This is a genomic window from uncultured Schumannella sp. (genome assembly GCF_905479755.1).
Lineage (GTDB): Bacteria > Actinomycetota > Actinomycetes > Actinomycetales > Microbacteriaceae > DCRR01.
Genome location: NZ_CAJQNT010000022.1, coordinates 76,744 through 99,536, shown reverse-complemented (window position 1 = coordinate 99,536; position 22,793 = coordinate 76,744). Strand labels below are relative to the sequence as shown.

Sequence of the window (22,793 nt, the reverse complement as noted above, 5' to 3'; positions counted from 1 at the left end):
CCCTTCGCCGGACCGCCGCCGAGCGAGCCGTTGGCCCCCGATCTGCGCGCGCCGAGCCCGTTCATCGAGACCGAGCCGACGCAGCCCTTCACGCCCGGCTTCGATGATGTGCCGACGCAGGCATATACCCCGCCCGGGGCGGGCGCGAACACGCCCGGCTCGGCTACCGACCCCACCGAGGTCTTCGCGGTTGCCGGCGGGCCGTCGGGCGATGCGCTCGAGACACTGTTCGCCGAGGAGCAGTTCCGTGAGGTGCCGGTCGGTCCCGATCCGAACGAGGCGCCGTTTGCGCGCCGGGCGTCGAAGTCGTCGCGCGGCGCATCCGCCGACGGTGGTTCCGGCGGCGATGGCGGAGACGGCGGCGAGGCGCCGCCGGTCGCGGGTTTCGGTCGCACGCAGAAAATTCTGATGGCCGTCGCGGGCGCCCTGATCGGCATCCTCGCGCTCATCGTCTTGTTCTTCCTCGGCACGCGTCTGCCCGACCTGCTGGGGCCCGCGCCGGTGATCACGGCGAGCCCGACCCCGAGCGCGAGCGCGGACGTCGAGGAGGCGATCGGGCCGGTCGAGCCCGGCGAGTACCTCTGGAGCGAGCTGCTCGGCGGCGAGTGCCTCGAGCCGTACACCGACGCCTGGCAGACCCAGTACACGGTCGTCGACTGCGCCGAGCCGCACACCGGCCAGCTCGTGTTCCGTGGCAGCTACCAGCCGGAACCGGAGGAGGGCGACGAAGACTCCCCGGCGACGACGGCACCGCTCATTCCGTTCCCCGGCGTCGAGACGCTGCAGGCGGAGATCGACGGGCTGTGCGCCGCCAATGGCGTCGTCAACGTGGAGGCGTTCAACAACCTGCGCGACGTCACCATGCAGGGCAGCTACCCGGCGACCGCAGAGCAGTGGGCCGCAGACCCGAGCTACCGCTGCTTCGTCACGCGCAGCTCGGGGGAGCCGCTCGACGGCGACGCCGCGATTCCGATCGACACCGCCGACGAGGGTTAGGTCAGGTGCGTCAGAGTTCCGTCTCGGCGGGCATCGGGGCGACCAGTTCGTGGACGCCCGCGAGGATCTCATCGGGGCGGAACGGGTAGCGGTCGATCTCGGCCTGGTCGCTGATTCCGGTCATCACGAGCACGGTGTGCAGGCCCGCCTCGATGCCGGCCACGATGTCGGTGTCCATGCGGTCGCCGATCATCGCCGTCACCTCCGAGTGCGCGCCGATCTTGTTCATCGCGGAGCGGAACATCATGGGGTTCGGCTTGCCCACGACGTAGGGCTCGCGGCCGGTCGCCTTCGTGATGAGGGCCGAAATCGCACCCGTGGCCGGCAGGGCACCCTCGGCGGAGGGGCCGGTGGCATCCGGGTTGGTGGCGATGAAGCGGGCGCCGTTGTTGATGAAGCGGATCGCCTTGGTGATCGCCTCGAAGGAGTAGTTGCGGGTCTCGCCGACGACCACGTAGTCGGGGTTGGTCTCGGTGAGGATGAATCCGACCTCGTGGAGGGCGTTCGTCATGCCGGACTCGCCGATCACGAACGCCGTGCCGCCGGGCATCTGCTGGGCGCAGAAGTCCGCGGTGGCGAGGGCGCTCGTCCAGATCGCTTCCTCCGGAACCGAGAGCCCCGAGGCGCGGAGGCGCGCGGCCAGGTCACGCGGCGTGAAGATCGAGTTGTTGGTCAGCACCAGGAACGGTGTGCCCGCGTTCGTCCACTGTTCGATGAGTTCTTGCGCGCCGGGGAGCGCGGTGTTCTCGTGGACGAGAACCCCGTCCATGTCGGTGAGCCAGCATTCGACGTCAGCGCGATTACCCATGGCTCCAGCCTACTGAGCACCCGAGTGTGACGTTTCTCCGGAGAAAGCGTCGCGCGCGCGAGTCATGCGCAGTGAAACAGTGGGCGGCGGCGTGAAACCTCCGGAAAAACGACACACTCACTGGGCGGGCGGGAGGGGGTGGATGCGGGCATGCGGCAGGCGTGCGCGCATCACCTCGACCGCATCCGGGCTCTCATCCACGAGTAGGAACCGTCGCCCGAGCGCGTGCGCGACCGCGCCCGTCGTGCCCGAGCCGGCGAAGAAGTCGAGCACCAGATCCCCCGGCGCGCTCGAGGCCTGCACGATCCGGCGCAGGATGCCTTCCGGCTTCTGCGTCGGGTACCCGGTGCGCTCGCGCGCGTTGGTGCCGACGATGGTGTGCCACCACACGTCCGTCGGCAGCTTGCCGCGCGCCACCTTCTCGGGTGTGACGAGGCCCGGCGCCATGTACGGCTCACGGTCGACGCTCGCGTTGTCGAAAAAGTAGCGTGCCGGGTCTTTCACGTAGACGAGGATCGTGTCGTGCTTGGCCGGCCAGCGCCGGTTCGACTTCGCCCCGTAGTCGTAGGCCCAGATCAGCTCGTTGAGGAAGCACTCGCGGCCGAACAACTCGTCGAGCGCGACCTTCGCGTAGTGCGCCTCTCGGAAGTCGAGGTGCAGGTAGAGGGTGCCCTGCGCATCCAACAGCCGGTGCGCCTCGCGCAGTCGCGGCTCCAGAAACGCCCAGTAGTCGTCGAAACTGTCGCCGTAGCTGCGGCGCTCGCCGCGGGTGCTCGCGTAGCCGTTTCCCGCAAAACCGACCCGGTCGCTGCCCTCGGCCGCGCGCTCGGTGCGAATCGGCGTGTGGTGCTGCGTGCGACCGGTGTTGAACGGCGGGTCGAGGTAGATCAACCGAACGGAGGCGTCGGGAAGCAGCGCCGTCGCCGCGAGATTGTCGCCGAGCACGATCGTGTCGGGCGCGCCCGGCCCGAGAAGGGGCGGATCACCCGGCGCGGTCATGCGCTGACCTTAACAGGCGCGGGGCCTCCCGCCGATACCCTCGCAGAGTGGACGACGCGCGACCGAGTGAAGACCAGATGCCGGTGGGCGTCGGTCCGTGGCCGGGCGGGCGCGCATCCTGGCCGGAGGATCCGCGACTCGACCCGGAACTGCTCGAGCACGGCGACCGCCGCAACGTCGTCGACGAGTTCCGCTACTGGCGCATGGAGGCGATCGTCGCCGAACTCGACACGCGCCGGCACGGCTTCCACGTCGCCATCGAGAACTGGCAGCACGACCTCAACATCGGGTCGATCGTGCGGTCGGCGAACGCGTTCGGCGCCGCGGCCGTGCACATCGTCGGCAAGCGGCGCTGGAACAAGCGCGGCGCGATGGTCACCGACCGCTACCAGAGGGTCCTCCACCACGAGACGGTGGAGGCGCTCGTCGCCTGGGCAGCCGAGCACGAGGTGCCGATCATCGCCGTCGACAACGTGCCGGGTTCGGTTGATGTGATCGGCGCCGACCTGCCGATGAACGCCGTCCTGCTCTTCGGCCAGGAGGGGCCCGGCTTGAGCGCCGAGGCGCTCGCGGCGGCCGACACCACGGTGTACATCCGGCAATACGGGTCGACACGGTCGATCAACGCCGCTGCCGCGGCCGCAATCGTCATGTACGAATGGATTCGTCAGCACGGCGGTTAGCCCTCCGGGTGCTCTCGGGGCCCCGGGCGAGTACGGAGGCGAGCAGGACGGCCATCACGGCGGCGCCCGTCCACATGGCGAGCTGCCAGGCATCGACGAACGACTCCTGTGCGGCACGGACCAGAGCGTCCGCGCGCGGGCCGGCCCCGTCGGCGGCGGCGACCGCGTTCGCAAGTCCTTCACGGGCGGTGGTCGCGACGTCGCTCGGAAGTCCGTCGAGTCGGCCGTCGATGGCGCTCGCGTAGCCGGCCGAGAGGATGGCCCCGAGCAGGGCGACTCCCAGGGCCGTGCCGAATTCTCGGGTGACGTCGTTGAGCGCCGATGCGACGCCTTGGCGCTCGCGGGGCAGGGAGCTCGTGATCGCCTCGGTGGAGGGCGGCATGGCGAGACCCATGCCGAGGCCCATGGCGAGCATGCCCGGCAGGACCGCGAGGTAGCCGTCGTCGACGGATACGAGGCTCGCCATGAGGGCAAGGCCGACGCCGCCGAGAGCGATGCCGGTGGCCATAGTGCCTCGCGCTCCGATCCGCGAGGCGACCTGCGCCGCGAGCACGGAGGCGAGCATCATCAGCACGGCCATCGGCATCATGCCGAGGGTCGCCTGGAGCGCCGACCAGCCGAGGACGATCTGGAGGAAGGGGAAGAGCACCACGAAGATCCCGCCCTGCACCCCGAAGACAACCAGAAGCGACAGCGATCCGCTGGCCATGCCCCGCCCGCGGAAGAGGCGCACATCGAGCAGGGGCGCCGCCTGGCGTAGCTCCCACGCGGCGAAGACGATCACGGCACCCACCCCGCTGATCAGAGCGGCCAGGGTTGCGGGCTGGGTCCAGCCGTGGACGGGTCCCTCGTGCAGGGCGAAGACGAGCCCCGCGACGGCAATGCCGGAGGTTGCCGATCCGACGAGGTCGAACCGGTGCGCCGTGCGCTCGCGGGAGTTCGGCACCGACCGCACGATCATCACGAGCGCGACCAGAACGAGCACGACCGGAAGGGCGAAGAGCCAGCGCCAGGTGGCGACGTCGACGAGTAGCGCCGACAGGTACATGCCCACGATGCCGCCACCGCCGGCGACCCCCGTCCACACACCGATTCCCTTGGCTCGCTTGCCCTCCGGGAAGGTCGAGGTGATCACCGCCAGCGTGACCGGCATGATCATGGCGGCGCCCACGCCGGAGGCGAACCGGGAGGCGAGCATCAGCTCCGTGGAGGTGGCCAGTCCGGCCGCCGCGTTCGCGACCCCGAACACGATCAAGCCCACCAGCAGCACGGGCTTGCGGCCGATCCGATCTCCGAGCGCTCCCAGCGGCAGGAGCAGCGCGGCGAGGCTGAGGGTGTAAAGGTTGATGAACCACAGCACCGTGCTCTGCGAGGCATCGAACTCGACGGCGAGCTCGGGCTGGGCGACGTTGAGGCCGGACACTGAGGCGATGACGGCCATCAGCGCGATGCAGACCGCGATCAGGATCGCGCGACGCTGCCGGGCGTCATGAATGATCGGGTCGCCGAGGTCGACCGGCTCGTCGATGCCGTCGGCGGCGGGCATGGGGGTCGTGCTCACGTCAGTTCCTTTCGTGACCTGCGCAACGGCAGGATGATGTGGAGCCGGAGCCTGAGGGCTCCGGCGTGCTCGAGGGGCGACTCAGATCAGACGGGTCGCTCGGACGACGACGTCGTGGAGCGAGGCCGGTCCGCCTCCGCGGGCAGAGACGGTTCGCTGCGACTCCTCGGCGGTCACGACCTGCCACACCGCCGGGTTGAGTCGTCTCGTGATGGCGGCGCCGGTCACCGAGGCCGAGGCGGGCGGCTCGTCTGTGCCGTTCCCGTGGTGGAGGTGGCCCACGATCAGGAGGGTGCCGCCCGGCGAGACCCACGATGCGATCCGGTCATAGAACTCCAGCTGCGGCATCGCGGGGTGGGCGTAGTGGGTGGTCACCAGGTCGTAGGTCGCTGCGGGCTCCCACGTCGTCAGGTCGGCCTGCACCCAGCGCACCCGATCCGCGACGCCGCTGGCGCGTGCGCGCTCCGCCGCCGCCGACAAGGCCTCGTTCGAGATGTCGGCGCCGGTGACGTGCCAGCCGTGCGAGGCGAGCCAGATCGCCTCCGCTCCCGCACCGCATCCCGCGTCGAGCGCTGTGCCCGGCGCCAGGTCGGCGACCTCGCGGGTCAGGTGCGGATGGGGAGGCGCGGCCGCCATCGCCAATGGTGCGGCGTTCGGGCCGCCCCGCCAGCGCCGGGCCCAATAGTCCTGATCGAATGTGTGTGTCACCGGTCTGCTCCTCCCGCTGGCGGGCGCTCGTCGTCGCTCGGAGCAATCGTGCAGCCAGTGCGGCGAATAGGCAAAGCCTGTTGCCGAATGGCAAACTGGAGCGTATGGACGACTCCACGGATCGCACTCTCGACGCGGTGGGGCCCCGGCTCAAGCGGCTGCGGCACCGCCGACGCGTCACGCTCACCGACCTCGCCGAAGAGACGGGGATCTCGACCAGCACCTTGTCGCGCCTCGAGGCCGGGCTGCGCCGCCCCACCCTGGAACAGCTGCTTCCGCTGGCACGCGCCTACGGCGTCACGCTCGACCAGCTCGTCGATGCGCCACCGACCGGCAACCCGCGCATCAGCCTGCGGCCAGTCGCCTGCGCGGACGGCTCCACGATCCTGCCCCTGACCCGCCGGCCGGGCGGCATCCAGGCCTACAAGTTCGTCCTGCCCACCGGTCGCCACGATGCCGCGCCCGACCTTCGCACCCACGAGGGCTTCGACTGGGTGTACGTCCTCAACGGACGACTGCGGCTCGTGCTCGGCGAGCACGACCTCATCCTCGAACCGGGGGAGGCCGCGGAGTTCGATACGCGCACGCCGCACTGGTTCGCCGCCACCAGCTCGGGCCCCGTGGAGTACCTCAGCCTGATCGGCAAGCAGGGCGAGCGGGCGCACGTCCGGGTCGCCCCCCACGCCGCCAGTGCGAGATAGCGCCCGCGGTCGGCGTCGACGACCCGCCTCCCCGCAACAGATAGACTGGGGTGTAATCCCGCCCGACCGTGAGGGAGAAAAGCATGCCCGCGATCGTTCTCGTTGGCGCCCAATGGGGCGATGAAGGCAAGGGCAAGGCGACCGACCTGCTCGGCAGCCGCGTCGACTACGTCGTCAAGTTCAACGGCGGCAACAACGCCGGCCACACCGTCGTGATCGGCGACAAGAAGTACGCGCTGCACCTGCTGCCGTCGGGCATTCTGACGCCCGGCGTCACGCCCGTCATCTCCAACGGTGTCGTCGTCGACGTCGAGGTGCTCTTCGACGAACTCGGCGCGCTCTCGGCGCGCGGCGTCGACGTGTCGAAGCTGCTGGTGAGCGCCAACGCGCACGTCATCACCGGCTACCACCGCACCCTCGACAAGGTCACCGAGCGCTTCCTCGGCAAGCGCCAGATCGGCACCACGGGCCGCGGCATCGGCCCCGCCTACGCCGACAAGATCAACCGGGTCGGCATCCGCATTCAGGACCTGTTCGACGAGAACATCCTGCGCCAGAAGGTCGAGGGCGCGCTCGACCAGAAGAACCACCTGCTGGTCAAGATCTACAACCGTCGCGCGATCGGCGCGGACGAGATCGTCGACGAACTGCTGAGCTACGCCGACCGGCTGCGCCCGATGGTCGCCGACACCAGCCTGGTGCTGAATCAGGCGCTGGATGCGGGCAAGACCGTGCTGTTCGAGGGCGGCCAGGCGACGATGCTCGATGTCGACCACGGCACCTACCCCTTTGTGACGAGCTCCAACGCGACGAGCGGCGGCGCGGCCACCGGCTCGGGCGTCGCGCCCAACCGCATCGACCGCGTGATCGCGGTCGTCAAGGCGTACACGACGCGCGTCGGCGCCGGTCCGTTCCCGACTGAGCTGTTCGACGAGTCGGGCGAATTCCTGCGCGCGGCCGGCTTCGAGTTCGGCACCACCACCGGGCGCCCGCGGCGCACCGGCTGGTACGACGCGCCCATCGCGCGCTACTCGGCGCGCATCAACGGTGTCACCGACTTCGTGCTCACCAAACTCGATGTGCTGACGGGCCTGGAGACCATCCCGGTCTGTGTCGCCTACGACGTCGACGGGGTGCGCTTCGACGAGGTGCCGGTCAACCAGAGCGACTTCCACCACGCGACCCCGATCTACGAAGAGTTCCCGGGGTGGAGCGAAGACATCACCGGCGCGCGTGAGTTCTCGGACCTGCCGAAGAACGCGCAAGACTACGTGCTCGCCGTCGAGGCGATGAGCGGCTCGCGCATGTCAGCGATCGGCGTCGGCCCCGGCCGCGAAGCGATCGTCGTGCGCCACGATCTGCTCTGAATTGTTTAGCGCGCCGGCGCTCCTCCGGCGCGCACCGCTCCGCGGGCCGAGCGCGGTCGCCCCGCTTCGCTGGGTCTGTTAGCGCGCGCGTCAGTTGACGAGCGAGAAGCCGTGGAACAGCACGTCGCTGTAGCTCTTCTGCGAGAACCCGGGGTGGGCCGCGGCCATCGCGGCGACCAGGGCGGGCCCCGACTCGCCGTCGACGACATGACGGCGCCCGAACTCCTCGGCCGAGCGCACCAGCGCGAGCGCGGCGCGCATCCAGGCGACCAGGTTGCTCGGATCCGTCTCGGGCACGAAGTCGGCGATCGCGAGGTTCGCCTGGCCGACCGGCGTCGGGTGGCGCTCTTCCATCAGCACGAGAGCGACGACCGCATCCGGCAGTCCGAGGCCCTCGACCGCGTCCTCGGCGGCGACGCGCCGGCTGCGCGGATCGAACCAGTCGGTCATGTCGGGGCGCGAGCCATCCGGCGCGGCTCGTCGAGCCGTCGCCGTCGTCTCACCGTTCAGATCCCAGACCCCCATCGCTCAACGATGGTAACTCCTGGCGCGCGCAGTTCACGACGCCAGGCCGGGGGTGCAAGGATCGCCTCGTGACTGCACGTCGGCCTGAGTCCGCCCCGCTCGCGGGTCGATTCGTCGAGCTCGAGCCGATGGTGGGGGAGCATGCGCCCGAATTGTGGCGCGCTCTCGGCTCGCCCGCGGTGTTCGCGGGCGGCTACGGCGGCGGCTCGGCGGGGCTCCCCGCCAGCGAGGCCGCGTTCGCCGCGTGGAGCGCCGCGTATTACGCGGGGCCGGCGCGGCGGAACTTCGTCGTCCGCATCGCGAGCGGGCCGCACCGCGGCGAGCTGGTCGGCGCCACGACACTCGGCGACTTCGATGAGGCATCGGGCTCCGCCCACGTGGGCTGGACGGCGTACGACCCGCGCGTGTGGGCAACCCAGGTGAACCCGGAGACCAAACTCCTCTTGCTCGGGCTCGCCTTCGATCACGGCTTTGAGCGCATACGACTCCAAGCGGATGCGGTCAACGCCCGATCGCGCGCGGCGATTGAACGCCTCGGCGCCGTCTTCGAGGGCGTGGCTCGTCACGAGCGTCCCCGCGCCGACGGCACGTGGCGCGACACCGCGATCTACTCGATCCTGTCGGACGAGTGGCCAGCGGTGCGGCGGGGGCTGGAGGCGCGTCTGGCCGAGTGGGGCGAGCGTCCGGTCCTGTTCCGCACGCCGCCGACCGCGCCGACCGCGCTGCCGGGTGAGCGCGGCCCGGGCGCTTAGGCTCAAGGCATGACGCAGAACGGTGACATCGACCCGGAGGTGGTGGCCGAGCTCGCCGGGCTGCGCCAGAGCATTGACAACATCGACGCGGCCCTCGTGCATCTTCTCGCCGAACGATTCAAGGCGACGCAACAGGTCGGGCAACTGAAGGCCGAGAAGGGCCTCCCGCCCTCGGACCCGGATCGCGAACGCCGTCAGGTGGCGCGCCTGCGCGCGCTCGCCGTGGATGCCCAGCTCGATCCGGAGTTCGCCGAGAAGTGGTTCACCTTCGTGGTCGCCGAGGTCATCCACCACCACGAGCGCATCGCCTCGGCGAACGGGTCCGACGCGTCGTGACCTGGAACCCTCGCGCCCTGCCGCGGCAGGACGGGCGCACCGTCGTGGTGACCGGCGGCAACGCCGGGATCGGCTACTTCACGAGCGAGCAGCTGGCGCGAGCGGGTGCGCGGGTGGTGATCGCATCGCGCTCGCGCGAGAAGACCGAGCGGGCGATGGCCGCGCTACGTGGCCGCGTGCCGGGCGCCGAGGTCTCGTTCGTCGAGCTCGACATCGCCTCGTTCGCCTCGATCCGCCGGGCCGCGGCCGAGCTGCGTCAGCTCGGCCCGATCGCCGCGCTCATCAACAACGCCGGTCAGGTGATTCCGCCCGGGCGGCGCCGTGAGACCGCCGACGGGCTCGAACTTCTGGTCGGCGGCAACGCGATCGGGCACTTCCTGCTGACGGCCCTCGTGTTTCCGGCGCTCGAGCCGACCGGCCGCGTCGTCGGGCTCGGTAGCCTGTCGACCCGGCTCGTGAAACTCGCACCGGATGACCTGCTGTCGACGCGCACCTACCGCGGCTTCCGCGCCTACGCGTTCTCCAAGCACGCGGTGCACGGTTTCGCCTTCGAGCTCGATCGGCGACTGCGCGCGGCGGGCGATTCCCGCGCGTCGTTGCTCGCGCATCCGGGCTACGCGGTGAGCGAGTTGGCCGAGCGGGTGCCGGGCGTCAACGACCGGCAGAGCACGCCGCACCGCCTGGTCGGATTCTTGTCGGCACCGTTTGCCCAGGGCAAGGATCGCGGGGCCTGGCCGAGCGTTCGGGCGGCAATCGATCCGGATGCCCAGTCGGGCGAGTTCTACGGCCCGGGCGGAATGTCCGAGTTGAAGGGGGCGCCGCGAATCGTCGCGCCGGTGACCTCCAGCGCGTCGCCCGAGTTCGGTGCGCGCCTCTGGGCGCTCGCCGAGGAGGCGACCGGGGAGTCGTTCTCGATCTGAGCCCGAACGCCCGCGACGCGGCCCGCTAGAAACGCGCGAGCGCGCTCGTGTGAGCCTCGCGCAGCTCGTCCACCGACACCGTGAACTGGCCCTGGATCTCCAGGGTCGGTTCACTGTCGGTGACGCCGATGCGCAGCACCGGGTAGCCCCGGCCTTCGCACAGGCGCGTGAACTTGACGTCCTCTTCGCGCGGCACGGCGACGAGCACGCGGCCGGTCGACTCGCTGAACAGGGCGGTCGCCGCATCCACCTCGTCGCGCGCGATCAGGTCGTCAAGCCAGACGCGCGCGCCGACGCCGAAGCGCAGCACGCCCTCCGCGAGCGCGGTCGCGAGGCCGCCATCGCTGAGGTCGTGCGCGGCGTTGAAGAGCCCTTCGTGCGCGCCCGCGGCGAGCAACTCGCCGAGGTCTTTCTCGCGGGCGAGGTCGACCTTCGGCGGGCGCCCGCCGAGGTGGTCGTGCACGACGCCGGCCCACGCCGAGCCGTCGAGTTCGAGCGCGGTGGTGCCGAGCAGGTAGAGGTTGTCGCCGGCATCCTGCCAACCCGAGGGCACGCGGCGGGCGACGTTGTCGATCGTGCCGAGCACCGCCACGACCGGGGTCGGGTGGATCGGCACGTCCCCGGTTTGGTTGTAGAAGCTGACGTTGCCGCCGGTGACGGGGATGCCGAGCTCCAGGCATCCGTCGGCGAGGCCTTCGACCGCCTTCGAGAACTGCCACATCACTTCGGGGTTCTCGGGGCTGCCGAAGTTGAGGCAGTCGGAGACGGCGGCCGGGGTGGCGCCGGTGACGGCGACGTTGCGATACGCCTCGGCGAGGGCGAGCTGGGCGCCCTGGTACGGGTCGAGGTAGCAGTAGCGCCCGTTCGCGTCGGTGGCGACGGCGAATCCGAGCCCGGAGGTCTCGTCGACGCGGACCATGCCTGCGTCGTCGGGGTAGCTGAGCGCCGTGTTGCCCATGACGTATTTGTCGTATTGGTTCGTGATGGCGCTCGCGTCGCCCAGGTTGGCGCTGCCGAGCAGCCGCATCACCTGCGCGCGCAGCGCGTCGCCGTCGGTGGGGCGCTCAAGCCCGGAGGCGCTGTCGGCCTGCACGGCGTCGATCCAGCTCGGGTACTCGATCGGGCGGTTGTAGACAGGTCCGTCTACTGCGACCGTGCGGGGGTCAACATCGACGATGGTCTCGCCGCGCCAGGTGATGATCAGGCGGCCGGTATCGGTGACCTCGCCGAGCACGCTGGTCTCCACATCCCACTTGCTCGTCACCGCCAGAAAGCCTTCCAGCTTCTCCGGCTTCACGATCGCCATCATGCGCTCCTGGCTCTCCGACATGAGGATCTCCTCCGCCGTGAGCGACGGGTCGCGCAGCAGCACGTCGTCGAGCGAGACCTGCATGCCGCCGTCGCCGTTGCTGGCGAGCTCGCTCGTGGCGCACGAGATTCCCGCCGCCCCCAGGTCCTGGATGCCCTCCACCAGATCCTGCTGGAACAGCTCCAGGCAGCACTCGATGAGCACCTTCTCGGCGAACGGGTCGCCCACCTGCACGGCCGGGCGCTTCGTCGGGCCGCCCTCACTGAACGTGTCGGAGGCGAGGATCGAGGCTCCGCCGATGCCATCGCCGCCGGTGCGGGCCCCGAACAGCACGACCTTGTTGCCCGCGCCGCGCGCGTTCGCGAGGTGCAGGTCTTCGTGACGCAGCACGCCCACCGCGAGCGCGTTGACGAGCGGGTTCGCCTGATACACCGGGTCGAACCAGGTCTCGCCGCCGATGTTCGGCAGGCCGAGGCAGTTGGCGTAGAAGCTGATGCCGTTCACGACGCCGGGCACGACCCGCGCGGTGTCCGGGTGGTCCACGGCGCCGAAGCGCAACGCATCCATGACCGCCACCGGGCGTGCACCCATCGAGATGATGTCGCGCACGATGCCGCCGACGCCGGTCGCGGCACCCTGGAACGGCTCGATGTAGCTCGGGTGGTTGTGGCTCTCGATCTTGAAGGTGACCGCCCAGCCCTCGCCGATGTCGATGACGCCGGCGTTCTCGCCCATCCCGACCATGAGGTTCTTCGTCATCTCGGGGCTGACCTTCTGCCCGAACTGACGCAGCCACACCTTGCTCGACTTGTAGGAGCAGTGCTCGCTCCACATCACCGAATACATCGCGAGTTCGCCGCTCGTGGGGCGGCGGCCGAGGATCTGCTTGATCTCGGCGTACTCGTCGGGCTTCAGTCCGAGCGCGGCGTAGGGCTGTTCCTTCTCCGGCGTCGCCCGCGCATTGTCGACCGAGTCGACGACGGGGGATGCGGGGGTGGTCGCAGCGGTGGTGTCAGTCACGCGGCCTGGGCTCCGTTCACGGGGGAAGTTCACGCCCATCCTACCGAGCACGCGCGAAGCCGCCGCGGCTCCGACTACCGTGGAAGGACCGCCCGAAGTCTGGAGGACTATGCCCGCCGAGTGGGACCCCTGGTTGACCTTCGCGATCGTCGTCGTCGGCGTCGCGATTCTCGTCGTGATCGTGACCGCGCTGGTCACGCTGCCGTTCCGTTTCATCGGCAGGCGCGCCGGGTGGGATCCCAAGAACCTCGGGCGCATCCGGCGGCCCTTCCGGGCACTACTGCTCGCCGTCGCGCTGCTCATCATGGCGGCGTTCATGCCGCTCAGCGAAGACTGGGAGGCGTTGCGCACCTGGATCGAGCACGGGCTCCAGATCGCGATCATCGCGTGCGGCGGCTGGCTGATCGCGGGCGTCATCGGGTTCCTGTTCGCGTGGACGCTCGCGCGCTACCCCACGGATGTGCCGGACAACCGGGCGGCCCGCCGCGTGCACACCCAGGTGGCGATCCTGCGTCGCGTCGCGTTCGTGCTCATCGCGGTCGTCACCGTCGGCGCGATTCTGCTCACCTTCGACGGCGTCGAGGCCTACGGCGCGAGCCTGCTGGCCTCGGCCGGTCTCGTCAGCGTCGTCGCCGGTATCGCCGCGCAATCGGCACTGTCGAACGTGTTCGCCGGCCTTCAGCTGGCCTTCTCGGATGCGATCCGCGTCGACGACGTCGTCGTGGTCGAGGGCGAGTGGGGCCGCATCGAAGAGATCACGCTCACCTACATCGTCGTGCACATCTGGGATGACCGGCGCCTCGTGCTGCCCTCCACCTACTTCACCACGACCCCGTTCGAGAACTGGACCCGCGCCGGCACCCAGATTCTCGGCTCGGTCGAGTTCGATCTGGACTGGCGAGTGTCGCCGTCGGCGATGCGCGCCGAACTGCGGCGCATCGTCGACGCCGACCCGCTGTGGGATCAGCGCAGCGCGGTGCTGCAGATCACCGACGCGACGGCGGGCTTCGTGCGAGTCCGCATCACCGTCACGGCCGCGAACTCCGGGGCGCTCTGGGACCTGCGCTGCAACATCCGCGAGGCGATGGTGGAGTGGCTGCAGGCCAAGTCTCCGACGGGCGTTCCGCGCACGCGCGTGGAGATGGTCGAGGCGCCCAAGCGCACCACGCGCGCCAAGGCCGGGGAGGAGCACTCCGGCATGTTCAGTGGCAGCGTCGAGGGAGAGCAGCGCCAGCAGAGCTACACGCGGTCGCTGCCGGTCGTCACCGCCACCGATGCGGAAACCCCGCCGTCGAAGTAGGGTCCTGGCATGAGTCAGAAAGCGAACAAGACCCAGCCGACTGACGTGCCCCCGACCGAGTTCGTGGCCGGAGTCGCCGATGCGCGGCGCCGGGCCGATGCCGAAGAACTGCTCGAACTGTTCCACCGCGCGACCGGGGAGCACCCGGTCATGTGGGGCCCGTCGATCATCGGCTACGGCACGAAGCGGTACACGACCTCGCGCGGCCACGAAGACGACTGGATGGTTGTCGGCTTCTCACCGCGCAAGGCGGAGCTGTCGCTGTACGGCCTGCAGAACTCGTACGCCGAAACGCCGGACCCGCTCTTGGCCGAGCTCGGCCCGCACCGCACGGGCGTCGGATGCCTCTACATCAAGCGCCTGGAGCAGGTCGACCTCGACGTGCTCGAGCGCCTGGTGCGCGAGGCCTGGGCCGAGGGCGGCCGGTAGCGGCGGTTCCTCGCCCAACGCAAAGTCGGAGATCCGGCGAGTTCGTCCACGACTCGTGGATGAGGTGCGCGATTCTCCGACTTTCGGAGCCGGTGACCTAGTGCGAGCCGCCGGGCGGGCCGATCATCAGCAACGTGGTGAAGATCGCGATCAGCACCACCACGAAGATCACGACCAGCACCACGGGGCGCCGCACGAACCAGCGCACCAGACCGTCGAGGAACGTGCGGTCGCCCGAGGCATCCGGCTCGGTGCGCCACGCGCCGTCGAGCTTGCCGCGGCGATCGAGCCAGACATCCACCGGAATGGTGGCGTAGGGCACGATCGCGCTGACCACGGCGACGACGACGAGCCCCGGCTTCCAACGCCGGTCGATGCCGACCAGCAGCGAGATGCCCGCGTAGGTCAGAAACACGAAACCGTGGATGCCTCCGCCGATCGTGACCGCGATCGCCAGATCGGCGGTCGCCCGCAGGATCAGGCCGGTGATGAGCAGAGTCCAGGTAATGGCTTCCGCGATCGCGACGATGCGGAACAGCTTCTTGGGGGTCATGCGCGCGACAGGCTCGATTCGAGGACGGAGCGGAAGAAGGCGAGACCGTCGATGCCGGAGCGCATCGCGATGTCGGTATCGGGGCCGAAGCCGGGTTCGACGGCGTGCTCGGGGTGCGGCATCAGGCCGACCACGTTGCCGCGGGCATTGGTGAGACCGGCGATGTCGCGCAGCGACCCGTTGGGGTTGCCGTCGAGGTAGCGGAACGCCACCAGGCCCTCGCCCTCCAGCCGATCGAGCGTCTCGTCGTTGGCGATGTAGCCACCCTCGCCGTTCTTCAACGGGATGGTGATCTCTTGGCCGTCGGTGAACGCGTTCGTCCACGCGGTCGACGCGTTCTCCACGCGGAGCTTCTGGTCGCGGCAGATGAAGTTGCCGTGGTCGTTGTGGATCAGACCGCCCGGCAGCAGGTGTGACTCGACCAGAATCTGGAAGCCGTTGCAGATGCCGAGCACCGGCATCCCCGCGTTGGCGGCGTCGATGACCTCGGCCATGATCGGGCTGCGTGCGGCGATCGCACCGCAGCGCAGATAGTCGCCGTAGCTGAAGCCGCCGGGCAACACGATCGCGTCGACGCCGTGCAGGTCGTGCTCGCCGTGCCAGAGGGCCACCGGTTCGGCGCCGGCGAGGCGGATCGCGCGCTGCGCGTCCCGGTCGTCGAGCGAACCCGGGAAGGTGATGACGCCGACGCGCATCAGGCGGTGACCTCGTCGGCGACGGTGATCGAGACCACGTCTTCGATGACCGAGTTGGAGAGCAGCTCGTCGGCGAGTTCGCGGACGTCGGCGAGCACCGCATCCGTCACGTCGCCGTCGACGTGGAGCTCGATGCGCTTGCCGATGCGCACGCCGCTGAACTCGCCCTTGCCGAGACGGTTGAGCGTGCCCGCGACGGCCTTGCCTGCGGGGTCGAGCAGTTCGGGCTTGGGCATGACCTCGACGACGATGATGGGCACGAGCAGACTCCGGTCTCTCAGCGGGGGGAACGACCCCAGTCTACGAGGCGGTGCCCGCTCCGGGCACCGGCCAGCGCTGCTCGAGCGCCTCGAGCACCGCCGTGCGCGCCGCCGCCAGCCGGGCGAGCTCGTCGCGGGTGCGATCCGGGGTCTCGGCGGCGGCGAGCACCTCGGTCGCGCGTCGACGGATTCCGTTCACCAGCTCCGGGTGGATGCTGCGCCACGCCACCTCGCGCAGCAGCCGCAGGAGGCGCAGCGCCACCTCGAGGTCGCCCGCCCCGTATTGCCGCGGGCCGGTGATCGCGACGTCGAGCAGGGCATCCAGGTCGAGCTGCCGCCCGACCACCCGGATCACGCCGTCGTCGTCGCGCTCGACCGTGGAGGGGATCGGCCTCGACACCAGGTCGCCGAGGACGCTCGAGACGTGCCCGAGGGCGTGCACCGCCGTGGTCGGGTCGTTCACCCCCGGCGAGAGCGCCTTCACCGCCACATCGACGAGTTGGCGAAGCCCGAAACCGACATCCTGCACCGAGGTGCGCTCGTACTCGACCAGGTGTGCGCGCGCGATCGCGGCGTTGATGCGCTCGGTCGCCTCGGTGTCGTCGGGCCGGGGGCCTTCGAGGATGTCGCGCGGCCACCACGACGCGATCGGGACCCCCTCGATGAGATCCTCGCCGACGGCCGTGTCGACCGAGATCACCAAGTTCTCGCGCACCGCGAGCCCGCGAAGCGCCGTGCGATCGACGCCGACGAGGAACCCGGATCGGGTGGCGAGCGCGAGCCGGCGTCCGCGGGGTTCGATCGGCAGTTCGTGGGCGTCGTCGCCGGGGGGCTCCTCCGAAAACAGCGAGCGGATGCTGCGGGTCGTCTCCCCGTGCACGTCGCGCAGCATCGTCTCGACCCGCAGGCGCGTGGCGAGGTGCGCCAGGAACAGGGTGAGCGCGACGACCGCGACGAGCATCAGGATGAAGGTGAGGCTGACGGCGATGCGCGGGACGAATCCGGTGTCGTCGATCACGCTCTCGTCGGCGGAGCGCACCGACCGCAGCACCGTCATCGCGAACGCGAAAGTGCCGAGGAACATCGCGAGCGTCGCGTGCACACGGCGGTCGCTCGCGAACATCCGCAGGAGCCGCGGCGAGGCCTGGCTGCTCGCGAGCTGAAGGGCCACGACGGTGAGCGAGAAGGTGAGCGAGGTGACGGTGATGAGCGACCCGGAGATCGCGCTGAGCATCGCGCGCGCCGAGTCCGGGGCGCCCGCGAACAGGAGCGCGCCGAGCCATTCGGGGATGATCGGGTCGAGCACGCGGTCGAGTTCCGGGAGCGCGACCCCGAGGATCACGCCGCCGACGATCGCTGCGGTCGGGAGCGGCCAGACGCGGCTCTGGACCGCTTCGCGGAGTCGGTCCCAGCGTTGACGGAGTCGTCGGTCGCCCATGCCGCGTGAGTCTAGCCCGAGGTGCTATCCCCGACCCGGGGTCGTGACGCGAATCAGGTTCGCCCACGGGTCATCGAACTCGAGGGTGTGCCCGTCGTCGCGACCGCGCAGGCCGGCGTGCCGCATCCGCTCCTCCAGGCTGCCCAGGTCATCGGCGTCGGGGACGACGATCTCCACCCGGCCGAGTCCCAGTGTCGCTTGGCGGCGTCCGGCGCCCTTGCTGTTCCAGACGTTCATCGCCATGTGGTGGTGATAGCCGCCCGCGCTGACGAAGAGGGCGGACCCGGGCAGATCGAAGGTCTGCTCGAAGCCGAGCCGGTGCACGTAGAACTCGCGGGCGGTCTCGATGTCCCCCACCGAGAGGTGCACGTGGCCGACGACCGCCGGGGTGTCGTCCGGTCCGGCGAGGCCGCTCTCGGTCAGATGCTCCTGGAGGAATGCGTTCGGGTCGAGGAAGAGGGTGTTCATCTCGATCTGGCCGTGGACCCAGTTCCAGTCGTGGCGATCCCGATCCCAGTAGAGCTCGACGCCGTTCCCTTCGGGGTCGTTGAAGTAGAAGGCCTGGCTCACGAGGTGGTCGCTCGACCCGGTGAAGGAGCCCGGCGTCGCCCGCGCCACCGAATACACGGAGGCGGCGAGATCGGCCTGCGTCTCGAAGAGGATCGCCGTGTGGAACAGCCCCGCGTCGCGCGGGCCCGCGTGGCGCAGCTCGGGCGCATGTTCGAGGATCACGAGGGGTGTCGCCCCGCGGCCGAGCGTGGTTCGCGAGCCATGCTCGCGGAGCGTCGTCAGGCCCACGGCGTCGCGGTAGTACGTCGTCATCAGGTCGAGATTGGCGACCTTGAGGGTGACGGCACCCATGCTGGTTTCGGCGGCGAGAATGTCAGTCATGTCGGGTTCAACGTAGTTGAAGGTTCAACTATTCCGCTAGCCTGAGATCATGAGCGAAGACGACCCCCGTGCCACCGCGTGGCGCGCCCTGGTCGAGACGAGCCTGCTCCTGGGCGACGCGCTCGAACGTCAATCGCAGCGGGATGCGGGAATGCCGCACAGCTACTACGCCGCCCTCGTGGTGCTCTCCGAAGCGCCCGAGCGCACCCTGCGACTGAGCGTCCTCGCCGAGCAGGCGCGCATGAGCCGGTCCCGGCTGAGTCATGCCATTCGGAGCATGGAGAGCTCCGGATGGGTGGAACGGCGGGGCACCCCGGGCGACGGACGCGGCGCCAGCGCCCGCCTGACCGACGCCGGGGCGGGAGCGCTTCGACGAATCGGCACCCGGCAACGCGACGAGCTTCGACGGCCCGCGCTCGCCGGACTAAGCGTCGAGGAAGCCGCAGAACTGACGCGGTTGCTCTCACAGGTCAGGTCGCGCCTCTCCGGAATATGATTCCTTGTCGTCATTTCTCAAGGAGTCCGCATGGCTGAGAACGCGCCGCGACCGCGTCTGTCCCGTTTCCAACGCGCCTGGTTGGCGGTCTACTGGACCGGCTTCGGCAGCAGCAGCCTGTTCGCGCTCTGGGCCACCATCGGACTCCTGCTCGGCATCGTCGGACTCCCGCAGTGGCTGCCGACGATGTTCGGCTGGGCGGCGGCGCTGCTGGCGGCGCTCGCCGGCACCCGGCTCTCCGCGATCCGGGCGAGCGACCTCGCTTTCGTCATGGGCACCGGAACAGCTCGGGCCATCGCGCTCGGCTGGAGCTTCGTGGTCGCCGGCATCTTCTTCGGCTCGATCGTCGGCGTGCTCGCCGACATCGACAGCGACGAGCTGGTCGCGCCCATCACCGGCGTGATCGGCACGATCGGGGCGGTGGCGCTGCTGGCGATGTTCGGGCCCGGCTACAGCGAATACTGCGAGGCCCGCCACGTCACCCTCGGCTCCGAATGGTCGCGCGAGGCCCGCGGGCTCGCCCGGCGCGCCCGGCGCGCGGCCGCTCAGTCGGCGCGCAGCGACTTCTCGAAGCAGAGCGAAAAGGCCGAGTCGACGTAGTAGCCGAAGAGCGGGATCTCGCGGTAGCCGGCGCGGGCATAGAACTTCAGCGCGGCGCGCTGCTCGTGCCCGGTCTCCAGCACGACCCGGTTCCAGCCTCGCTCGCGCGCCGCCTGCTCCAACGCGGTCACGATCGCCTCGGCGATGCCCGCACCTCGCCGCTCGGGCACCACGAACATCCGCTTGATCTCGCCGTGCTCGGCGTCGATCGCGCGCAGGGCGCCGCAGCCGACCGGCTGGTCGCCCTCGAACGCGACAAGGAAGAGCGCGATGTCATCGCCGGTGGGCTTGGGACCCGGCTCGGTGTCGTTGCCGCCGTAGAGCGCGCGCACCTCCGCCTGCTGGCTTTCGCGCAGCGCATCGCCCGCGGGATCCGACCACGGCACCTCGCGAATCGTCAGCGAGGGCGCGGTCACCCCGTGATCCGGTCGGCGAGTTCGCGGTAGCGCGCCGCCGTGCGCTCGACGATGTCGCTCGGCAGCTCGGGCGGGGTGCCCGTCTTGTCCCAGTTCGCCGCGAGCCAGTCGCGCACGATCTGCTTGTCGAAGCTCTCCAGGCGCCGTTCGCCGCCCGCCGCGTAGACCTCGGCGTCCCAGTAGCGACTCGAGTCGCTCGTGAGCACCTCGTCGGCCAGCGTCAGGTCGCCGCCGTCCTCCGGGTCGAGTCCGAACTCGAACTTGGTGTCGGCGAGGATCAGGCCGTGCTGCGAGACGATCTCGGACGCGGTCGCGTAGATCTCGAGGCTGCGCGCGCGCAATTCCTCGGCCCGATCGGCGCCCACCAGCTCGACGGTCCGCTCGAAGGTGATGTTCTCATCGTGCTCGCCGAGCGGCGCCTTGAACGCCGGGGTGTAGATCGGCTCCGGCAGCCGGTCGCCCTCGGCGAGGCCCGCCGGCAGTTTCAGGCCGCACACGGTCTGCGTCTCGCGGTATTCGGCCCAGCCGCTGCCGACGAGATAACCGCGCACGACCGCCTCGATCGGCAGCATGTCGAGCTCATGCACGTGCATCGCGCGCTCGGCGATGCCCTCGGGGAGGTGCTCACCGAGCGCCGGATGCGCCGCCACCAGATGGTGCGGAACCCCCAGGCGGCGGAACCACCACATGCTGAGCTGCGTGAGCATGGCGCCCTTGCCGGGGATCGCCGGCTCCAGCACGTGATCGAAGGCGCTCACGCGGTCCGAGGCGACGACCAGGACGCGGCCGGGCTCGTCATCCTTCACGTACAGCTCGCGGACCTTGCCCGAGTAGACGTGCTTCCAGCCGAGTTCGAGCAGGCGAGGGTCGCCCGCCGCGTGGGCGCCGGGGCGCGGGTCGTCATGGGTGGGGAGTCCGGTCATGATGCGTCTTCCGATCCCGCGGGGCGCGTCACGCGCTCCGCAATGTCGCGGCGGTAGTGCCCGCCCTCGAGTCCGATTCGGCCGATCGCGTCGTAGGCGCGCTGGCGGGCCTCCACGAAACCGTGGCCGTGCGCGACGACGCCGAGCACCCGACCGCCGGTCGCGACGTGGCGCTCGTCGATGAGCGCCGTCGCGGCGTGCGCGAGGGTGACGCCCGGCACGGCCGCCGCCTCGTCGAGGCCGGTTAGCTCGCGCCCGGTGATCGGGTCTTCCGGGTAGCCCTCGCTCGCGAGCACCACGACGACCGCGGCATCGTTCGAGAACTCCGGGTAGCTCATGCCGCCCAGACCCCCGGTGGCGGCCGCGAGCAGCAGCGCCGAGAGCGGCGTCTGCAGGCGCGGCAGCACGACCTGGGTCTCCGGGTCGCCGAAGCGCGCGTTGAATTCGATCACCTTGACGCCGGAATCGGTGATGATCAGGCCGCAGTAGAGCAGCCCGACGAACGGCGTGCCCTCCGCCTCGAGCGCGCGCACGGTCGGCAGGGCGATCGTGCCGAGCACCTCGTCGACGAAGGCGGCCTCGCTACCCCAGCGATCGTTGAGCCACGGCAGCGGCGAGTACGCGCCCATGCCGCCCGTGTTCGGTCCCTCGTCGCCATCGAGCGCACGCTTGTAGTCCTGGGCGGGGCTCAGCGGCACGACATCGTGACCGTCGGAGAGGAAGAACAGCGAGACCTCGGGGCCGCTCAAGAACTCCTCGATCAGCACCGGCCCCTGTTGCAGGTAATGCAGCCCGTGGGCGAGCGCCGCCGAGTGATCGTTCGAGACGAGCACGCCCTTGCCGGCCGCGAGGCCGTCGGCCTTCACGACGTAGGGGGCGCCGAGATCGTCGAGCGAGGTCGCCAGCTCGTCGGGATCGGTCGTGCGGATCGCGCGACCGGTGGGCACCCCCGCCGCATCCATGATCCGCTTGGCGAAGGCCTTCGAGCCTTCCAGGGCCGCGGCGCGCTTGCCGGGACCGAAAACCGGAACATCGGCGGCGCGCAAAGCGTCGGCGACGCCCGCGACGAGCGGGGCCTCCGGGCCGATGATGACGAGGTCGACCTCGCTCTCGCGGGCGTACGAGGCGACGAGTTCGCCGTTCTCCGCATCGAGAGCGACGGTCTCCACCTCCGCGGCGATCCCCGCATTGCCGGGGGCCGCGATGATTTCGTGATTCGCACCTTCGCGAAGCAGAGCCGTGACGATCGCGTGTTCGCGGGCGCCCGAACCGAGGACCAGGATTCTCACCTGGCCAGGCTACCCGGCGTGCGCGATGCCTCTGAACCTGTCCAGCGAACCGGGAGATCTGGGCTGCGGTTGTTAGCGTGGAGGCATGGCGAAGGCGAAGATCGCGGCGATCGTGGGCGAAGCCTCGATCCGGAAAGAACTCCGAGGCGACGGCGACCGCGACTCGAGCGCGCTCGCGTCGCGCTATCTGCTGCAACTCCTGGCGGAGAAGGCGCCCGGGCATTCGGTCGAGGTGCGCGTGCCGCCGGTCGGTGCCGTGCAGGTGGTGGAGGGCCCCGGGCACACGCGCGGAACTCCCCCCAATGTGGTCGAAATGGATGCCGCCACCTGGATCGCGCTCGCCACCGGCGGGCTCGACTGGGATGCCGCGATCGCGGAGGCGCGTGTCGTCGCCTCGGGCACGCGCGCCGACCTGAGCGAGCTGCTGCCGATCACCTGGGAGAACCCGGCGCTCCCCGCGTGACCGAGAATGGAGGGGTGAATAGCCCCGAATTCGACAGCGCCGGTGACGAGCAGCAGGAGGTGCGCATCCGTCGCGCCCCGCGCATCGGGGTGTTCGTGTCCCTCGGAGTCGTGCTGGGCGTGATCGGGACGCTCATCGCCACGAGCCTTTTCGAGCCGGACCCGGCGATCGGCTTCACGGCGACCTTCGGGTACTTCCTGATCTACGGCGTGCCCGCGGGTGCGTTGCTCGGTTCCACCGTCGCCCTCATCCTCGACGCCGTCTCGCGCCGCCGCGCCCGTACTGCCACCGCCACCCGCACCGCGCCCCCCGCCGCCTAGCCCCTCAGCTCTCGCCGGCGAAGGCCGGGCTCTCG

General features: G+C 70.1%; 27 protein-coding genes. 13 read left to right on the top strand and 14 right to left on the bottom strand.

Translation table 11 applies throughout. The annotated features are described in order from the left end of the window. The coding region (locus tag QZ258_RS06790) for a hypothetical protein (protein ID WP_294179925.1) at nt 1-996 on the top strand (996 nt) is incomplete at its 5' end. Between the two features lie 10 nt (nt 997-1,006). Here the strand turns inward: QZ258_RS06790 and QZ258_RS06785 are convergent. Together QZ258_RS06785 and QZ258_RS06780 are read right to left on the bottom strand one after the other, a co-directional pair. Further along, entirely contained in the window at nt 1,007-1,804 is a 798-nt protein-coding gene (locus QZ258_RS06785) for an HAD-IIA family hydrolase (protein ID WP_294179924.1), read from the bottom strand. 117 nt (nt 1,805-1,921) lie between these two features. Beyond that, nucleotides 1,922-2,803, bottom strand: coding sequence for a site-specific DNA-methyltransferase (locus QZ258_RS06780; protein WP_294179923.1), 882 nt, complete (start codon nt 2,801-2,803; stop codon nt 1,922-1,924). A gap of 77 nt (nt 2,804-2,880) precedes the next feature. On the opposite strand from QZ258_RS06780, the gene QZ258_RS06775 reads away from it, so the two are divergent. Next, nucleotides 2,881-3,486 (top strand): TrmH family RNA methyltransferase, encoded by a 606-nt coding sequence (locus tag QZ258_RS06775; RefSeq protein ID WP_294179931.1) that lies wholly within the window; start codon nt 2,881-2,883, stop codon nt 3,484-3,486. Here QZ258_RS06775 and QZ258_RS06770 read toward each other — a convergent pair. Together QZ258_RS06770 and QZ258_RS06765 are read right to left on the bottom strand one after the other, a co-directional pair. Then, on the bottom strand, nt 3,452-5,047 hold the full coding sequence (locus tag QZ258_RS06770) for an MFS transporter (protein WP_294179922.1): 1,596 nt from the start codon (nt 5,045-5,047) through the stop codon (nt 3,452-3,454). The genes QZ258_RS06775 and QZ258_RS06770 overlap by 35 nt on opposite strands. Nucleotides 5,048-5,128: 81 nt before the next feature. After that, a complete protein-coding gene (locus QZ258_RS06765; protein WP_294179921.1) occupies nt 5,129-5,755 on the bottom strand; it encodes a bifunctional 2-polyprenyl-6-hydroxyphenol methylase/3-demethylubiquinol 3-O-methyltransferase UbiG in 627 nt (208 codons plus the stop codon). Between the two features lie 104 nt (nt 5,756-5,859). On the opposite strand from QZ258_RS06765, the gene QZ258_RS06760 reads away from it, so the two are divergent. Further along, nucleotides 5,860-6,456 carry a helix-turn-helix domain-containing protein gene (locus tag QZ258_RS06760; protein WP_294179920.1) on the top strand — a complete coding sequence of 199 codons (597 nt, stop codon included), beginning with the start codon at nt 5,860-5,862 and terminating at the stop codon, nt 6,454-6,456. Nucleotides 6,457-6,539: 83 nt separating this feature from the next. Beyond that, nucleotides 6,540-7,823: an adenylosuccinate synthase gene (locus tag QZ258_RS06755; RefSeq protein ID WP_294179919.1), complete on the top strand. Its 1,284-nt coding sequence runs from the start codon at nt 6,540-6,542 to the stop codon at nt 7,821-7,823. 90 nt (nt 7,824-7,913) lie between these two features. On the opposite strand, the gene QZ258_RS06750 is transcribed toward QZ258_RS06755, so the two are convergent. Continuing rightward, the gene (locus QZ258_RS06750; protein ID WP_294179918.1) at nt 7,914-8,348 is read right to left on the bottom strand and encodes a hypothetical protein; all 435 of its coding nucleotides are present in this window, start codon (nt 8,346-8,348) and stop codon (nt 7,914-7,916) included. A gap of 68 nt (nt 8,349-8,416) precedes the next feature. Between QZ258_RS06750 and QZ258_RS06745 the strand changes: the two genes are divergently transcribed. From QZ258_RS06745 to QZ258_RS06735, 3 genes are read left to right on the top strand one after another with little or no spacing between them, the layout of a single operon-like run. Next, a complete protein-coding gene (locus tag QZ258_RS06745) occupies nt 8,417-9,100 on the top strand; it encodes a GNAT family N-acetyltransferase (protein ID WP_294179917.1) in 684 nt (227 codons plus the stop codon). A 9-nt stretch (nt 9,101-9,109) separates the two neighbouring features. Further along, nucleotides 9,110-9,436, top strand: a complete 327-nt coding sequence (locus tag QZ258_RS06740; protein WP_294179916.1) for a chorismate mutase — start codon at nt 9,110-9,112, stop codon at nt 9,434-9,436. Further along, the gene (locus tag QZ258_RS06735) at nt 9,433-10,356 is read left to right on the top strand and encodes an SDR family NAD(P)-dependent oxidoreductase (RefSeq protein ID WP_294179915.1); all 924 of its coding nucleotides are present in this window, start codon (nt 9,433-9,435) and stop codon (nt 10,354-10,356) included. The genes QZ258_RS06740 and QZ258_RS06735 overlap by 4 nt, the downstream gene beginning before the upstream one ends. 25 nt (nt 10,357-10,381) lie before the next feature. Here the strand turns inward: QZ258_RS06735 and purL are convergent, their stop codons facing one another. Next, complete coding sequence (purL, locus tag QZ258_RS06730) at nt 10,382-12,685, bottom strand: phosphoribosylformylglycinamidine synthase subunit PurL (protein ID WP_294179914.1); 2,304 nt, start codon at nt 12,683-12,685, stop codon at nt 10,382-10,384. A gap of 109 nt (nt 12,686-12,794) precedes the next feature. On the opposite strand from purL, the gene QZ258_RS06725 reads away from it, so the two are divergent. Both QZ258_RS06725 and QZ258_RS06720 read left to right on the top strand, forming a co-directional pair. After that, nucleotides 12,795-13,985, top strand: coding sequence for a mechanosensitive ion channel family protein (locus QZ258_RS06725; RefSeq protein WP_294179913.1), 1,191 nt, complete (start codon nt 12,795-12,797; stop codon nt 13,983-13,985). Between the two features lie 9 nt (nt 13,986-13,994). Then, nucleotides 13,995-14,414 (top strand): DUF1801 domain-containing protein, encoded by a 420-nt coding sequence (locus tag QZ258_RS06720; RefSeq protein WP_294179912.1) that lies wholly within the window; start codon nt 13,995-13,997, stop codon nt 14,412-14,414. 97 nt (nt 14,415-14,511) lie between these two features. Here the strand turns inward: QZ258_RS06720 and QZ258_RS06715 are convergent, their stop codons facing one another. Genes QZ258_RS06715 through QZ258_RS06695 form a run of 5 tightly spaced genes read right to left on the bottom strand, consistent with a single transcriptional unit; the run spans nt 14,512 to nt 18,251 of the window. Further along, nucleotides 14,512-14,967, bottom strand: coding sequence for a DUF3817 domain-containing protein (locus QZ258_RS06715; protein WP_294179911.1), 456 nt, complete (start codon nt 14,965-14,967; stop codon nt 14,512-14,514). After that, nucleotides 14,964-15,662, bottom strand: coding sequence for a phosphoribosylformylglycinamidine synthase subunit PurQ (gene purQ / locus QZ258_RS06710; protein ID WP_294179910.1), 699 nt, complete (start codon nt 15,660-15,662; stop codon nt 14,964-14,966). Before purQ ends, QZ258_RS06715 begins: the two co-directional genes overlap by 4 nt. Then, on the bottom strand, nt 15,662-15,922 hold the full coding sequence (gene purS / locus QZ258_RS06705) for a phosphoribosylformylglycinamidine synthase subunit PurS (RefSeq protein ID WP_294179909.1): 261 nt from the start codon (nt 15,920-15,922) through the stop codon (nt 15,662-15,664). Before purS ends, purQ begins: the two co-directional genes overlap by 1 nt. 40 nt (nt 15,923-15,962) lie before the next feature. Next, entirely contained in the window at nt 15,963-17,360 is a 1,398-nt protein-coding gene (locus QZ258_RS06700) for a DUF2254 domain-containing protein (protein ID WP_294179908.1), read from the bottom strand. Nucleotides 17,361-17,384: 24 nt separating this feature from the next. Continuing rightward, nucleotides 17,385-18,251 carry a VOC family protein gene (locus QZ258_RS06695; protein ID WP_294179907.1) on the bottom strand — a complete coding sequence of 289 codons (867 nt, stop codon included), beginning with the start codon at nt 18,249-18,251 and terminating at the stop codon, nt 17,385-17,387. 49 nt (nt 18,252-18,300) lie between these two features. Between QZ258_RS06695 and QZ258_RS06690 the strand changes: the two genes are divergently transcribed. Both QZ258_RS06690 and QZ258_RS06685 read left to right on the top strand, forming a co-directional pair. After that, nucleotides 18,301-18,747 (top strand): MarR family winged helix-turn-helix transcriptional regulator, encoded by a 447-nt coding sequence (locus QZ258_RS06690; protein WP_294179906.1) that lies wholly within the window; start codon nt 18,301-18,303, stop codon nt 18,745-18,747. Nucleotides 18,748-18,777: 30 nt separating this feature from the next. Continuing rightward, nucleotides 18,778-19,347 (top strand): hypothetical protein, encoded by a 570-nt coding sequence (locus QZ258_RS06685; protein ID WP_294179905.1) that lies wholly within the window; start codon nt 18,778-18,780, stop codon nt 19,345-19,347. Here the strand turns inward: QZ258_RS06685 and QZ258_RS06680 are convergent. From QZ258_RS06680 to purD, 3 genes are read right to left on the bottom strand one after another with little or no spacing between them, the layout of a single operon-like run. Continuing rightward, nucleotides 19,293-19,763: a GNAT family N-acetyltransferase gene (locus QZ258_RS06680; RefSeq protein ID WP_294179904.1), complete on the bottom strand. Its 471-nt coding sequence runs from the start codon at nt 19,761-19,763 to the stop codon at nt 19,293-19,295. The two genes, QZ258_RS06685 and QZ258_RS06680, sit on opposite strands and share 55 nt — an antisense overlap. Further along, entirely contained in the window at nt 19,760-20,623 is an 864-nt protein-coding gene (locus QZ258_RS06675; RefSeq protein WP_294179930.1) for a phosphoribosylaminoimidazolesuccinocarboxamide synthase, read from the bottom strand. Before QZ258_RS06675 ends, QZ258_RS06680 begins: the two co-directional genes overlap by 4 nt. 59 nt (nt 20,624-20,682) lie before the next feature. Further along, a complete protein-coding gene (gene purD, locus QZ258_RS06670; protein ID WP_294179903.1) occupies nt 20,683-21,975 on the bottom strand; it encodes a phosphoribosylamine--glycine ligase in 1,293 nt (430 codons plus the stop codon). Nucleotides 21,976-22,060: 85 nt separating this feature from the next. On the opposite strand from purD, the gene QZ258_RS06665 reads away from it, so the two are divergent. Together QZ258_RS06665 and QZ258_RS06660 are read left to right on the top strand one after the other, a co-directional pair. Continuing rightward, a complete protein-coding gene (locus QZ258_RS06665) occupies nt 22,061-22,438 on the top strand; it encodes a sterol carrier family protein (protein ID WP_294179902.1) in 378 nt (125 codons plus the stop codon). 14 nt (nt 22,439-22,452) lie between these two features. Beyond that, a complete protein-coding gene (locus QZ258_RS06660) occupies nt 22,453-22,758 on the top strand; it encodes a hypothetical protein (protein WP_294179901.1) in 306 nt (101 codons plus the stop codon). Nucleotides 22,759-22,793: the final 35 nt, after the last annotated feature.